This window comes from Akkermansia sp. N21169, from assembly GCF_029854675.1.
Lineage (GTDB): Bacteria > Verrucomicrobiota > Verrucomicrobiia > Verrucomicrobiales > Akkermansiaceae > Akkermansia.
On sequence record NZ_JARWNC010000039.1, the window covers coordinates 73918 to 88783 of the forward strand.

The following is a 14866-nucleotide window of genomic DNA, read 5'->3' on the forward strand; positions in this document are numbered from 1 at the left end:
TGATTGATGGGTCTTCTCCATGAAGATCCGCACATGAAAACATTCCTTACTAATCCCATGAAAAACACACTCAATACGAGAACCAAGCGGCAGGGTTTCACCTTGATCGAATTGCTCGTTGTGATTGCCATTATCGCTGCGTTGGCATCCGTGTCCTACGGCCCGATCCTCAATCAGCTGAATAAGGGTGACCAGAACATGGCATTGCAGAACATGAAGCAGATCGGTGTCGGTCTCAGTGACTTCTCCAATGACTATGGTGCATATCCCGACGATGAAACGGCAGCCCTGATTCAGGAACGCCAGCCGGATCTCAACTATGGCCCGATGACGGGTGAGTATTCCAACGACTACCTCCGCCAGCTCTTTACCAAGATGGATTCCGAAAAGAACTTCTACTGCAAGCTTCAGGGGGAAATGGGACGTACTCATGAACCCGATGAAAAGATTGCAAACGGCAAGGGCTTGACCAAGGGGGAATGTGGTTTCGCCTACGTGATGAAGGCTAACAAGACCGGGCTTCCCGTTCCGGATACCCGTACGCCTGTTTTGATGACGCCCGTGTTTGAAGTCGGAGCTACCGGCGACGACGTGACATTCGACTTTGACAGTTTCCGTGGCAATGCTTTCGTCCTTCTGCTTGACCAGTCAGTGAACCGCAAGACAGTTGATGAAACGGGAAGCAAGATCCCCGGCCTTTTCCCGGAAAACAAGAGAAAAGGTACCAGCACCGGTGAGAAGTTCATCGTGCTTGCTCCCGAACTCTAATAAATCAATTATTCATTTATCTCTTAACAAGGGATGCGGCAAAGCCATGCCGCATCCCTTGTTTGTTTTTTACTGGAGGGGAAGGAATGAGGGATTATTGAAAATCATGCAAAAATTTATTCCTTCTTGAAAATAAAAACAAACCCATGTAACGATGACGGTATATAGATGATGAAAATGCATTCCGGACTCATAGCTTGCTTCTTCTGTGCTTTATGGTTGTTTGTTACCCCCTCTCAGGCCGGTATGGGATTGCCGGAGGCCTGTCGGCAGGCAAAAGCGCAGCACAAGGATTTGATGGTGGTGTACAAGGGTAGTAATTGGGAGAAGACGGAGGACAGGGATATTAAGAATATGCTTTCCTGCGAAGCTGTGATGAAGCCTTGGACTGATCAATTTGTCCTGCTGGAGCTTTCCCATCCTCAAGCAGGTCAAGATGACGATGCAACGACTCTTCTCATCCTGGCCGATGAAAATAACAGACCGTATTATGCCTTGAATACGTCATCTTTGAAACAAGGGGCATACTGTATATCGGAGGAAATAGGTTTCTCAAAATTAGTTCGAGAGAAAGTGGCATCCCTCTTTTCAAAACTGCCGGAATTGCAAGGAGATGATCGTTTCCGTCTCATGGGAGAAATTCTGCAAATAGTCAATGCGCATGTTTCTGAGGTGAGTCAACCTTATATCGATTGGGTGAGGGAACTGAAAGAAAAAGACAAACAGGATGTCAGCGGTTACAAGAAGTATACAAGACAACAAGGGGAGATATTCAATCAGTGGGCTCAATTTCTGGTACAGTCGAATTCGATCAGGATGGATTGCGACGAACAGGGATTGGATGAGAAAGCAAAGGATGAAAAGATGAAAGCATTGTGGACGTCAATCGTGAACGATCCTCAATTGTCTCCTCAGCTGAAATTGCTCGCTTATTGTCTAGTGGGTATTAAAAGCGAACTAGGCGATATTTTTTCTTTAAAAACGGAACAGGATATGATGTCGGTATCTGAAAAAATTGTCAGGAGGATAGAGGAGATCAGTCCCCGCAGCCGGGAAGCTTATCTATTGGGTAGAAAAATCCCTTCCTTTCTGTTGGCTTATGTTATTTTTACTGAGATGGACGAAATGCTAAAGGCTGGTAAGTATGACGAAATACTTCAGAAATTGGAGGAAGGGGAGAAAAAATTGCCTTGCGATAACAGTATTCGGAGCAATTACATGCTTGTGAGGGGGAAGATTCTTATCATGAAAGGGGAGATGGATGACGGCCTTGCCGCGATAGAAAAAGCGGCGGAGCTGATGGCCTTTTCTGAACGGGGCAGACAGATTGAGGGATATTTGTTCAAATTCCGAGAGAATAGAGAGCTGATTTTGGAGCTTTTGAAAGAAAAACAACAAGGAAATTCTTCAAGAGAACAACAGCTTAAAGAGTTGTTGTTTATTATGGTGAACATGGAATTTATGATACCCTTGTAAGTAAGTCCCGATTAAAGCTGTTCCATCATCGCGAGGACTTCTCGAAGTTTAGCTGCGGGTTTTGACTTGAGGAGCCGGGGGAATTTGTTGCTCAACAGGATGTAGTCACCGTTGCGCGTCAACATGAGGCGTTGCCCGCTGATTTCCACTTGGGAAATTTGCGCACGGGAGGCCAGGATTTTGATTTTCTGGCAGATGAGAAGATTATCCGTTTCCGGGGGAATGGGACCGAAGCGGTCTCGCCAGGCCCCCTCCAGGACGGTGATCTCGTGGATTTCCCGGGCGTTGGAAAGGTCTTTGTAGGCGGCGATGCGGAGACGGGATTCTTCCATGTACCCCATGGGGATGAAGGCTCCTATGTGTTCTGCGTTGCGTTTCCCGGTGTCGGCGAGGCGCGATTCGCTAAAGATGAGGAAGTCCGCCCGAAGGCCGGCATCGATACGGGGCAGGGTTTGTTTGCCCTGGAGTTGTTCGATGGATTGGCGGAGGAGCTGGCAGTAAAGGTCGAAGCCGATGGCGGCGATATGGCCGCTTTGCTGGGTGCCAAGCAGATTGCCGGCGCCACGAATTTCGAGATCGCGCATGGCGACTTTAAAGCCGGAACCCAATTCCGAGTATTGTTTGATAGCGGAAACGCGTTTCCGAGCGTCGTCCGTTGTCAAAGAACTGCGGGGAAGCATGAGATAGGCGTAGGCAAGATGTCCTGAACGTCCGACGCGGCCGCGAAGCTGGTAGAGGTCGGCAAGGCCGAAGAGATCAGCCCGGTCGATGATAATCGTGTTGGCGTTAGGGATGTCGATGCCACTCTCGATGATGGATGTGGCCAGGAGGACATCCGCTTCTCCGTGGACAAAGGTGCGCATGACGTCTTCCAGCTCGTCCTTGGGCATTTGACCGTGGCCGATGACGATGCGGGCTTGTGGAACAAGCTGCAAAAGCTTGTCTCGGAACAATTCAATCGTCTTCACCCGGTTGTGGAGGAAGAAAACCTGGCCGCCGCGTTCAAGTTCCCGGAGGATAGCGGTACGGATAATGCGCTCGTCATAAGGGCAGACGCTGGTTTGGACCGGAAGACGGTTGACGGGCGGAGTCTCGATAGTACTCATATCGCGCGCGCCCATGAGGGCGATGTAAAGCGTGCGGGGAATAGGGGTGGCCGAGAGTGTGAGTACGTCAATTCCACGGAAGAGGTCTTTGAATCTTTCCTTGTGGCGGACTCCGAAACGCTGTTCTTCGTCGATGACGACAAGACCGAGGTTTTTGATGCGGACATCTTCGGAAATAAGGCGGTGAGTACCGATGACGATGTCGACAGAACCGTTGGCGAGTCCGTCGATGATGGTCCTGACGTTTCTGGCCGGGGTGAAGCGGCTGAGCATTTCAATGCGGACGGGGTATTCGCTCATGCGCGAGCGGAAGGAGCGGAGGTGTTGTTCGGCAAGGACGGTTGTCGGAACAAGGACGGCTGCTTGCTTGCCCCCGGTGATGCATTTGAAGGCGGCGCGGATGGCGACTTCCGTTTTACCGAAACCGACGTCGCCGCAGATGAGCCTGTCCATGGCTTTGGCGGATTCCATATCGGCCTTGGTCTGGGAGATAGCCCGGAGTTGATCCGGCGTTTCGCGGTAGGGAAAAGAGTTTTCGAACTCCCACATCCAATGGTTGTCCGGCGGGTGGGCGTAGCCGGTATCGGTGTTGCGCTTTGCCTGGATTTCAAGCAGATGGGCCGCATAGTCGGCAACGGCTTTTTCAGCGGACTTGCGGGCTTTCTGCCACCGGGTGTCGCCGAGTTTGTTGAGATCGGGGGACTTGTTGCCGAGTCCGATATAGCGGCAGACGAGATGGGCCTGGCTGAGTGGAACATGAAGGATGGCATTGTCCTTGTACAGGATCTGCATTTCCTCGTCGCCGGTATCGTCCGATGAGGCGATGCGAATGAATTTGCCTATGCCGTGGGTGGTGTGGACCACAAGGTCTCCAGGGTTGATTTCCCGGAGGGATGCCTGGGACCTGACCTTGCGTGCCTGTTCTTCGCGGTCGGCGCGTTTGCGGGCTGAGGCCGCCTGGTATCTGCCGAAGAGTTCCGAGGAAGAGAGAACGGCGAGACGGGCGGAGGGGACGATGAAACCGTGCGGAAGGTCGCCGCGGAGGAAATCTGCTTCGAGGAGTACGGCGTGCTGGCCGCTGATTTCCCGGAATCGTTCTTCTTCTCCGGCATTGGGGAAGAAGATGGCGACGCTCCAATCCTTCTCCTTCCACTCGGTTAGTTGGCGTGCCGCCAGCTCACGCTTCAATTCCTGCATGACGAAGTCGCCGGCTTCGAAAGTACCCAGCGGGTTGTCAAGAATAGCGTTGGAAAAGTCCTCTGCTCCTTCGGCATCGTCCGGGGGGGCATTGAGGATGGCGAGGTCTCCGGGTTCTGCACTGGCGGGTGTCGTGATCACGATGTCGTCCTGGGTGATCCAGGAGCGCAGAGTTGTCTCGGAGGGCTTTTCCCGGAACATGAGAAGAACCCGGGGCGGTTTGCGGAAGGAAACCTGGGTATCAATGTCGAATTCGCGTAGGGATTCGATTTCGTCGTCGAAGAATTCGACGCGGATCGGATTGGACGTCTGAAGGGGAAATAGATCGACGATACCACCGCGTTTGGACCATTGACCGCGCGAGATAACCTGGGCAACTTGTTCGAAGCCATTGTCCATGCACCGGGCAATCAGTTCGTCGGGAGTGATTTTCATGCCTGTCGTCAACACCATGGAATCGCTGTCTTCGGCATCAAGGGAGGGCGTTTTGCTGTCCAGAGCCTGCCGAGTCAGGACGATCACCTGGGTTCCGGAAGTCGAAGCGATCATTTGCAAGATGTTGAGCCTCTCCGCGGTCAAGTCGGGATCGGGCAGATTACCCGGGACGATTTCCTCCTGATCGGGCAGGAAGAGTGGTCGCTTGACGCCCCACGTATAGAGTTGGGAATGAATGGCCTCCTGGGCTTTGAGATGAGGGGTGACAACCCAGATTCTTTTCCCGGCGGGGATGGCATGGATAGCGAGCGCTGTCGCAAAGGCTACGCCGCATTGGTCGGTGTGATCCAGCAGGACTGGGGGATCGTTTTTATCCCTGTCGCGCAACTGATCGAAAACCTCCCGGAAGCCGGGGGCTTGTTGAACGCGTTGGATGAGAGAAGAAATGTCCATGGCAGGGCGACAGCGGTCCAAACGTGTGATTCTTAGGCGCGAATGTGCGCCGTATCAAAGATGGACTGCGTCATTAGGCTTCCGTATTTACTCTGGATAGCAACGGAAGAGAATGATTTTTTATGCGTTCAATGATATTTTGATCCCTGATTTTCCCCAGAATTTCACGAACTCGTCTGAAAGCTGTTTCCAAGAACGTCCATCCAATAGAATCTGATGGGATTCCTCTAAGCTGGCTCCGGTTTGAAGAGCTCGGATGAATTTTTTAATGCGAGAGGCATCGCCCTTACCATCCCCGTGATAAAAGTAATAGGTGAGCAATAAGGCTGCCCCATATTTCATATCAATATCTTGATCCGTATTGAATTGATCATAGTTTATAGTCATGAGATCTTGAAGCTTGGGTAGCTTGATGTTTTTGGTAAGAGCTCTTCCTGTTTTTCCATTGAGTCCATCTGCAGTAATAGAGGAAATAATAGAGCGCTTGTTTCCTTTGAAATTGAAACGCCCATTCCTGTATGGTGTGCATTCAACATATTGGGCTGCTCCTTCGCTAAACCACGGTTGATCTGTAACTTCCATCCGCATGAGCATATGAGTAGTTTCGTGGATCAGGGTTGTGATGTCATCGTCTCTGTAATTAATGCTGAAAGACTTTCCGTTTTTTTTGATACCCAAGGATTCAAATGGAGCAATGACGTAGCCATATTTTGATGGCTCTTCCCCCCATATTTGACATCCGTCACAATCTGGAAGTCCTCCGGCCTGGATGAAAGATTCCCTCTTTTCAAAAAGGTAAATCTTGAATTTTTCGTCTTTATCGGAGACGGGAGCATTGTTCAAAGGGAGATTACGGTTTGCTTCATATGTTGATTCAAAAATTTGAGCGAATCGTTTAATGACCTGTTTTGTTATTTTTGCATCGCAAATGAAATTGAAATGTGGGGTTCCGTATGTATATTTGCCAGGTTTTTCTGTAATGATTTCAATGGGAAAATCCAGATTTATTTTCGATTCAGTTGGCCAGGGATCATTGAAATTATTGCCTTCCAAGATTCCCTCTTTCAAATAATGACGGTCAATTTGAGAGAGTGTTTCATTTTTCAATAATTTACTGTTCCCATCAGAAGTAAGGACGCATACTCCTTCAGGTGTTATTTCAATAAGTGAAGCTTTAATTTTACCTTGTGATGTGTTCCATTCTCTTTGCATGGAGGCTTGAGATAATGGAACGGTAATACAGAGGAATAGAAAAAAGTAGAGATATAGTGGCTTTGTAAACATAATGGAGTAGGAAGGAATTAGGATTCGAATTCGATGGTTACACCGTTGCGTTTCCAGAATGAAGAGATTTCATCGGCCAGTTTGTTCCAGTCCCTGCCATCGAGCAGGAGTTCCCTGGCCATGTCGGGGGATGCTCCTTTTTGCAGGGCTTCGACATATTTTTTGATACGGGCACCGTCGCCCTTGCCGTCGACATGGTAGAAAAAGTAAACGAGCAAAGGCGCGAGCCCATAGTGCTGGTTTGTAGAAGGACCTGTCACGAAATCGCGATAGCTCATGGTCATGAGCCGCTTGAGCGAGGTGGCCTTGATATTTTTGCCGAGGTTGCGCCCGCGTTTTTTTTCTACTCCGAATGCGGTGACTGCCAGCATGATAGGGCGGCGGTTGGCTTTGAAATTGAATTTGCCTGTTCTGTACGGGCTGAGTCCGACGTATTCGGCGGATCCTTCGCAAAACCATGCTTCTTGCTTGGTCTCATTGGTCATGAGAAGGTGGGTGATTTCGTGGATGAGAGTTTTGATGTCGTCGTCTTTATAGTCGATGGCGTATGCTTTACCGACTTTTTTGACGCCGAGAGATTCAAAAGGAACGATTACCCTGCCGAATTTTCCCATGGAAGGCCGCCATATTTGCATGCCGGCTGTTTCCGGGGTACCTCCGGCCCTGTGATAGTCTGAGCGCTTTTCAAAGAGGTAGGCCTGGAATTTGTAATCGGGATCTGAGACGGGAGCGTTATTGATGGGAAGACGGCGGTTGGCTTCGTAAGTCGCTTCAAAGATAAAGGCAAGCCGTTTGATGACGAGCGAACCGAGCCGGGCATCGCAAGTGAACTGGAAGTGCGGTGTTTCGTAAATGTATTTTTCGGGACCGTTTTCGATAGTGGTAACTTCGAAGGTATCCTCAATCTCCGCGCTGTCCGGCCATGGGGCATTGAAGTTTGGCCGGCCCGGTTTGTTTTGTTCTGCAATCCACAGGCGGTCTTCCGGGGAGAGGGTGTTAATGGGAATTTTGGCGGTTTTTCCGTTGGGTAATTGCAGGGAGACTGTCGTTTTGTCCGAGGCTATCATTTCTGCCGTGATCGTTTTACCGGAAATATTAGTCCAGGTTCGCGATTCGGCAGAGGCTTGCCAGGATATGGCAAGAAGGCAGAAAAAGAGGGCTTGGAGGCGCATGGCAGGATGGGAATGGAATGAATGAAAGACTTTCTGCCGGACGGATTGATCACATAGCATTGGATTGATCTGGACATCAGAACAAAATCCGGCAGAAAGAAAAATTCATAGTTCCCATATAATATATGCTATACCTCGGGGAAAGAACAAGGTGGAAAAGAATCTTTTTGCTTTTTCTCTCCGAAGAATTGTTTTTGTAGCTGTCGCTACTAGTATTTTCTGGGAGTAGGAAGGAAGATCAGGAGCATGCCGCAGATAAACATGAGGCATCCTGCTACCGCAAGGGTTGTTGTCAGCGGAATCCCTTGGTCTTTGAACCATCCTCCGAAGAAGGATATTAATGCCCCTACTCCCGCAGAGGTCAGATTGAGCAGGCCGTAGCCTGTGGCTGAGTAGTGTTCATTGATATGGGAACGCAGGATGGGCATGAGCGTGGCATCCATGCACCCCTGGGCAATGCCCTGGGTGGCGATGAAAGCCAGCATGAGAGTGAGAGGCACCCGGAAGTCCAGGCCGAATATTCCCGGGAGCAGTGCAAGGACGATCAGAGGCCCCGCGATACTGAACGAGATGCCCGGAACGAGAGCCCGGGCTTTGAGGTTGTGCCGGTGCCATGCATCCGCGATGAAAGCTCCTGCGATGACGGCAACGTATTTTGCCAGGGAACTCCACAGGGTAGCCGCCGGGCCTGCCTCTCCGGCGGAAAGGTTGTAGGTGTCCTGAAGGAGGGTAGGATACCAGGTCAGCAGGAACCAGTTCCCGGCACCGGCGAAGGCGACTACTCCCAGGAGCATCCACATGGCGCGGCCACGGAGCAGTTGGGAAAGGACTTGAAAGGAGGAGAGTGTTTCATTGGGGGCCAATTCCCTGGCGACCTGTTCTTTTTCTTCGGAGGTGGTTGCCCGTTCGGAGAGGGCGGAAGACGGTTCTTTGAGGAAGACGATGAGGACAAAGGCGTATATAACTCCGATCAGCCCGAACAGGGCGAATGTCATGCGCCAGCCGATCCAGTCGGACATGGTTCCCCCATACCCGGCCAGAGCCATGCCGGCATAAATGCCGCTCATGTGAATCCCGGTGGCGATGGACCGGGTGTTGCCCCGGTGGAAGTCGGTGATGAGGGCGAGAGCCGCAGGGATGTAGAATGCCTCGCTGATTCCCATGGCAGCCCGTGCGATTAGCAGGGTAGTGTAATCCTGAGCATGCCCGGTCCACCAAGTTACAGAGGACCAGACGACGAGAGAACAAAGGATGACGATGCGGCGGCTGTAACGGTCTGCGATGAATCCTCCGACCGGGCTGAGAAGGGCGTAGACAAGCAGGAAGACGGAGGTGACCATGCCGAACTGGCTTTCGGACATGGCAATACTGTTGGTAACGGGCTCGTGCAGGGCGGAAAGGAGTTGGCGGTCAAAATAGTTGAGCATGACCACCACCCAAAGGAGGCCGACGGCGATCCAGGCCCATTTACCGGGTTTGGTGGATGGATCGGCAAGAGAACTGATGTTTTTGACGCCTTTTTTGACGGCGCCGATGATAATAATAGCAATGACGGCGGCCATGAGGGAGAGCACAAGTGTGTCAACAAGGCCAGCGTAGGAGCTGAGGTTGATTGAGCCGGTGGTCAGAATATGCATAAGGGAGGAAGTCATGGTTTTATAGGAAGTTGATTAAAGTGACGAAGAGGCTGCTCCGGTTATGGCCGTGCGTATGCCGGGATATGTTTCCCCGCTGATGGTGAGGATGTCGCCCCGGTAGATGACTGCCGGAGCGGTTGCGATGCCTACGGGCCATTCTCCGACATGTGTCCATGTGTTTTTTGCAGGGTCGAAGGAGTATATGGCTCGCGATTGACCGGGATGAATGAGGGGGGCTGCGTTTTTCAGGGAGGCTCGGTAGTAGTTACCGGGATCGCCCCCGATCAGTAGGACGGTACCTTGGGCGGATCTGGGAGCCGGATTGGCTGCTGCTGCAAGGGGTTCCGGGATGTCTGCCACGGGGGTCGTACTCCACTGGCGCGTGGCCGTATCGAGTACCCGGACGGAGCTGAGGTAGGTTCGTTCGGCCTGGCCTTTGGCATCGGGAGCGAGGGAACACCCCCCCATGATCAGAAGTTTCCCGTCGTGGATGGCTCCGGTTGCCAGAATGCGGCCGGGCCCCGGCATGTCGGGGAGTTTTTCCCACTGGAGAGGGGAGGAGGCCAGATTGAGGAAGTAGGCCGAAACGAGAGCTTCCGTGGAGTCGGGAGCCAGCTGTCCGCCAATTACATAGAGTGTGGTTCCTTCCCGGGCGAAAGCCGGGTAGGCTACCGGGTGGGGAAGGGGAGGAAGTTCTCGAATGGAAATTTGCTTGTCCGGTCCTGGGGTCACGAGCATGCATTCTTTCAAATGACCGTTGGCGTTGCAGCCTCCGGCAATAACCATTCCCTGGGGCATGTCTGTAAATGCCGCATATCCGATGGGGCGAGGAAGACGTCCGATTGTTGTCCAGCGTCCGTCACGAAGCAGGAAAACATCCGCATGGAATACTTTTTCCCCTCGTTCCGCAGGAGTCTTGGCTCCGGGCTTGGCGTACGGGAAGTTGGCTCCTCCTGCCGCAAGAACAATTTCTTCTCCTGTCCGGCATGGGAGAGTTGCCGCAACCATGCCGGCTCGTCCGATGTGGTCGGGCAGGGGGGCTGACGTGTGATGAGGCGGGGAGGCGGCTATAGAAAACGCTGCCGTTGTCAGCAATGACAGGGCAGCCAGCAGTGTGGCGATAGGGAAATTCATGGGAGGAGTCTTCACGTTTTTATCATTGATGGGAGAGGCTGTCATGAAGAAAAGATTTTTACAGGACAAAATTGTATTTTGGTGACGCTAAGGTTCATGGAAACGAAGCACCGGACAAGGGCAGATTATTCCTTCAATGGGAAATTGAATGGTTTTGTCACGGAGGGACTCTAACCTGTGTACCGGAATTGTTGCCGCCTGAATTTCAAGAACCAGATCCAGAACGATGAAATTGCATTTTACTATTCTACTATTGGCGTGTTCATGTACGTTGGTTGCGGCGGAAGACATGATCCTGAAAGATGGACGCAATTTGAAAGATATACGCATTCTGGAAGAGGGTGCCGATTACGTACGTGTGGAGCACCATGAAGGTATTGCCCGCGTGGATGTCTCCATGATGACGGATGGATGGAAGGAGAAGCTTCATTTGACGCCTGAGGAAGTTTCAGAGAAGAAGAAGAGGCTCGCTGAGCAAAACAGAGAAAGAGTCCGTCTTCAGAAAGAACGTGACCGCCAGGTGAGGGAGTCCCTTTCCGAAGCGGAAAAAACTCCTCGGTACCTGAAAGGGGCGGATATCCTGAAGATGGTTTCCGTGTTTACCTCTATGGATCCTATCGAAGCCGAAGCTGCCGCGTTGCGCTGGAATATGGCCGAGGCGCAGAGGGTTGGCATGAGCGAACAGGCGGATTTGTTTAAGAGTCAGCTTGCGTCTTATGAACCTAATTTGCAGAAAATCCAGCAACAGCGGCAGGAAGATGAGCTGTATTGGAAGAACATGCAAAGTGATTACGAACGGATGATGAATGATTCCCGGGAAAAGATGGCCAGCTTGTCTTCACAAATTAATTCCATTCGCAAAGATTTAAAAGAAGTCAGTTCACGTCCTACGGAAACCAGGACCGTCGTCTACAGGGAACCGTATTATACTCCTCAGCAAATTATCGTGCCGCGTGTGGAACGGGAGACGGTGGTTGTCAGGCCGCCACGAATTTATCCGCCTCGTCCCGTCAATGTTACGACGACGAAAAATTCGATTTCCATCGGCCCGGGCACCAGTCATCCTCGTCCGTCCGGCGACTCTTCACATAGCCGGCCTCCGTTCGTTCGCCCTGCGGAAGTGAGGCCTGCGATGGTGAATCCGGCGGGTGTTAAGCCTGCTCAGGTTCATCCTGCGATCCAGTATCGTCGATAGGCATGAGCACAATGCGTCCGCGTTTGATGCGTGCCAGGTGGGAGAATCCTGTTTCCTTGGCAAGAGTGAGCGCTCGTTCGAAGTCTTTACCGATGTCCTGAGGTGCGTGCGCGTCCGAATTGATCACGAGGGGTATGCCGGCTTCGCAGGCAAGGCTGAGGAATTCTCGTGAGGGATATTGTTCCTCACAGGGTTTGCTCCATCCGGCGGTGTTGATTTCCAGGACGCTGCCTGCATCCGCCATGGCTTCGATGACGGGGATGTAGTAGCGTTTTAAATCTCCGGAGGGGCGGTGTCCGAATTTACGGATCAGATCAGCGTGTCCCATAATGGTGAATTGGCGTGATCGGACCATGTCGAGGTAGAGATCCCAGTAGCGTCTCCAGGCTTCCTCGACGCTTGTCTGGTTCCAGAAGGCCATGCTGAGCGGGTTGTCAAAGTCCCATTTATTATCCAGATAATGGACGGAGCCGATGAGGTAGTCCCAGTCCCGCAATGCGTGAAGGTGGTCGATCCAGGACTCGATGCCTGACACCCAGTCGCATTCCAGTCCGCAGCGGATTTGTAGATCCGTATCGCGAGCGAGGCATTCCGCTTCTGCGATCCAGTCGAAGTAGGCGGGCAGTTCTGAAGAAAGCATGCGCCAGTCGTCGAAAGGTTCGTTCGGCATGGGGGCATGGTCGGCGACACCGTATTCGGCCAGTCCTTGTTGGAGGGCTGCCTGGACGTATTCCCGGACGCTGCCTTCGGCATGCCGGCAAAGAGGTGTATGGGTGTGGTAGTCGGTCGGTTTCATTGCCGTTATCAGGATAACAAAAAAGAATGCATATTCAAATTGCAACTGTGGAAATATGTAATATAATCATATCAGACAATTTGAAGGTTCAATGAGTGAAGATTCTGCACATTTTTCGAGTAACGGATTGACTTTGTCGCTTCTGGAGCATTTGAAGCGCCATCCGAAGCGTTTGGTTTTCCCGGAAGGGGAGGATATTCGCTTGCTTCATGTTGCCGAGTATTTGGTCGGCCAGGAGGCTGTGATTCCCATTTTGCTTGGTCGTCGCGAGGTGATTGTCAATATGGCGAAAGAAGCTGGAATTTGCCTGCGTTTTATCCGCATTATTGAACCGGAGAAGAGTTCTGACTTCGAATTGTTCTGCGAGCGTTTTACACGAGTGGAAAAGATGAAGGGCAATGATCCCGGCAATGTGCGGGAAATCATGAAGTCCCCCTTCAATTTTGCATCGATGATGGCTTTGTACGGTCAGGCCGATGCCGTTCTTGCCGGTAATCTGCATGGCAGCGCTCCCGTATTTCGTGCGGTGTCCCGCTATAAGAAAGAGCCGGAGCAGGGGAATCCTTTGTTTGCGATTAGCGTTGTCGTTTGCGAACACCTCAAGAAGCTGGGTGGCGACGGAATTTTCTTCATTGCCGATGCCGGCGTTTCCCCGGTTCCTGGTGTGTCGGATATGGCCTACTATGCGGTAGAAACGGGCAAAATGGCTCGTCATATTCTTGGGCGTCCCGTCCAGGTGTCCATGATTAGCGCTTCGACGAACGGATCTATTCCCGGTGTCCCATCCCAGCGGGCCCATGCGGCGGCCGTATTGGCCCAGAGCCAGTTGGAGCAACTCAATATCGGGGAACACATTACCGTGGAAGGAGAAATCCAGATAGACGCGGCTCTTTCTCCTGCTGCCTACAATATGCGCGTCCAGCATTCTGTGTTGAGAAAACCGTCCGATGTCCTCATTTTCCCGACTCTGGACTCGGCAGATATCGCCCGGAAATTGCTTGCCATGCTGCCGGGGGTGAGCGAATACGGAATGGTCATCCAGGATATTCTCTTTCCGATTGCGGAGGTGTCTCGTCTGGCAACGATTGATCAGATTTACGGAGCATCTCTGCTGGTAGCTAACGAAGCTATCCAATTCCACGAATTGTATCCGAACGGCCAGGCTTTGCTTTACTGATTGTTCTCCGGGGAGGAGTGGTTGCTGTCGGGGAGTTGCCTTCTTTCTCCGGAAGGGACGACAACCAACCGGTGTTCCTTGCGAGAGGCAATCAGGCCTCCGGGGAGGGATGTGCGGGAGGGGCCTGCTACGTTGAGGATATCCAAAGTGCGTGCGATACATTCTTCCGAGAGGTCGGGCACGCCGTTTTTCTTGAGAAATCGGAATACGGCTGCTTTCTTGAGTTCGGCAGGCATGGCATTGATTTTGGGGAGGAAGAGTCTTCCTTGAGGATCTGTCAATTCCATGAGTTCCAGAGCCTGGTCGAGGGCTTTTTCCTGTTCCTCAGCCAAACGAGCGCTGCGGTTGATGATGGGAGTCACGTCCCGTTTCAGAATGGAGGAGAGGGAAGGGATGATTTGCAGGCGGATGGCGTTGCGGACGATATCGGTTTCCGCATTGGTTTCATCTTCCTGCCAAGGGATGCTGCGGAGGGTGAGCCAGTTTGTGATTTGTTGTCTGGATGTATCCAGCAGAGGGCGCAGGACGGTCATGCCTCCCGGCCAGGTAGAAACCGGCGTCATGGCCCGGAGACGTCTCGTGCCGCGGCAGAGGTGGAAAATGGCCGTTTCCGCTTGATCGTCCCGGTGATGGGCAAGGGCTGCCATGGATTCGGGGAACCGGCTGTGCCAGAGAGCGAAGCACTCCTGTCTCAGCTTCCGGGCGGCTGTTTCAAGGGAGAGCCCGTCCTGGTGAGCGACACGGGGCGCATCCATGTATTCGACCAGGAATGGGATGCCGAGTTTCCGTGCATAGGCTTCCGTGAACTTGGCATCGGCATCTGCCGTGCATTTTCTGATCCCGTGGTGGACATGGCAGGCGATGGGACGGCATCCCGGCAGTTCTGCCAAAAGCGTCAGTAGTGCAATGGAGTCCCTTCCTCCGCTGACTCCGACCAGAATAGGGACTCCCGAGAGCAGCAGGGGCATGGTGGACGGCTCCGGCACGGGCGGAGCGATGGGGATGTTGTCCGCGTTCATGGGATGCTTGGCCGGGG

At 52.3% G+C, this 14866-nt stretch carries 11 protein-coding genes; 4 read left to right on the top strand and 7 right to left on the bottom strand.

Going from position 1 to position 14866, the window contains the following annotated elements; translation table 11 throughout:
* The first annotated feature begins 33 nt into the window (after positions 1-33).
* Together QET40_RS08075 and QET40_RS08080 are read left to right on the top strand one after the other, a co-directional pair.
* On the top strand, positions 34-768 hold the full coding sequence (locus tag QET40_RS08075) for a prepilin-type N-terminal cleavage/methylation domain-containing protein (RefSeq protein ID WP_280126661.1): 735 nt from the start codon (positions 34-36) through the stop codon (positions 766-768).
* Positions 769-936: 168 nt separating this feature from the next.
* The gene (locus QET40_RS08080) at positions 937-2244 is read left to right on the top strand and encodes a hypothetical protein (protein WP_280126662.1); all 1308 of its coding nucleotides are present in this window, start codon (positions 937-939) and stop codon (positions 2242-2244) included.
* Between the two features lie 11 nt (positions 2245-2255).
* Here the strand turns inward: QET40_RS08080 and mfd are convergent, their stop codons facing one another.
* The 5 genes from mfd to QET40_RS08105 all read right to left on the bottom strand — a co-directional run bounded on the left by mfd (position 2256) and on the right by QET40_RS08105 (position 10707).
* The gene (gene mfd, locus QET40_RS08085; RefSeq protein ID WP_280126663.1) at positions 2256-5435 is read right to left on the bottom strand and encodes a transcription-repair coupling factor; all 3180 of its coding nucleotides are present in this window, start codon (positions 5433-5435) and stop codon (positions 2256-2258) included.
* Between the two features lie 120 nt (positions 5436-5555).
* Complete coding sequence (locus tag QET40_RS08090) at positions 5556-6719, bottom strand: hypothetical protein (protein ID WP_280126664.1); 1164 nt, start codon at positions 6717-6719, stop codon at positions 5556-5558.
* A 17-nt stretch (positions 6720-6736) separates the two neighbouring features.
* The gene (locus QET40_RS08095) at positions 6737-7891 is read right to left on the bottom strand and encodes a hypothetical protein (protein WP_280126665.1); all 1155 of its coding nucleotides are present in this window, start codon (positions 7889-7891) and stop codon (positions 6737-6739) included.
* Between the two features lie 209 nt (positions 7892-8100).
* The gene (locus QET40_RS08100) at positions 8101-9543 is read right to left on the bottom strand and encodes an MFS transporter (protein WP_280126666.1); all 1443 of its coding nucleotides are present in this window, start codon (positions 9541-9543) and stop codon (positions 8101-8103) included.
* 18 nt (positions 9544-9561) lie between these two features.
* Complete coding sequence (locus tag QET40_RS08105; RefSeq protein WP_280126667.1) at positions 9562-10707, bottom strand: hypothetical protein; 1146 nt, start codon at positions 10705-10707, stop codon at positions 9562-9564.
* 181 nt (positions 10708-10888) lie between these two features.
* On the opposite strand from QET40_RS08105, the gene QET40_RS08110 reads away from it, so the two are divergent.
* A complete protein-coding gene (locus tag QET40_RS08110; RefSeq protein ID WP_280126668.1) occupies positions 10889-11857 on the top strand; it encodes a hypothetical protein in 969 nt (322 codons plus the stop codon).
* Here QET40_RS08110 and QET40_RS08115 read toward each other — a convergent pair.
* Positions 11814-12653 (bottom strand): histidinol-phosphatase, encoded by an 840-nt coding sequence (locus tag QET40_RS08115; protein ID WP_280126669.1) that lies wholly within the window; start codon positions 12651-12653, stop codon positions 11814-11816. The genes QET40_RS08110 and QET40_RS08115 overlap by 44 nt on opposite strands.
* A gap of 91 nt (positions 12654-12744) precedes the next feature.
* On the opposite strand from QET40_RS08115, the gene QET40_RS08120 reads away from it, so the two are divergent.
* Entirely contained in the window at positions 12745-13830 is a 1086-nt protein-coding gene (locus QET40_RS08120) for a phosphate acyltransferase (protein ID WP_280126670.1), read from the top strand.
* Here QET40_RS08120 and tilS read toward each other — a convergent pair.
* Positions 13824-14849, bottom strand: a complete 1026-nt coding sequence (gene tilS / locus QET40_RS08125; protein WP_280126671.1) for a tRNA lysidine(34) synthetase TilS — start codon at positions 14847-14849, stop codon at positions 13824-13826. The two genes, QET40_RS08120 and tilS, sit on opposite strands and share 7 nt — an antisense overlap.
* Between the last annotated feature and the right edge of the window lie 17 nt (positions 14850-14866).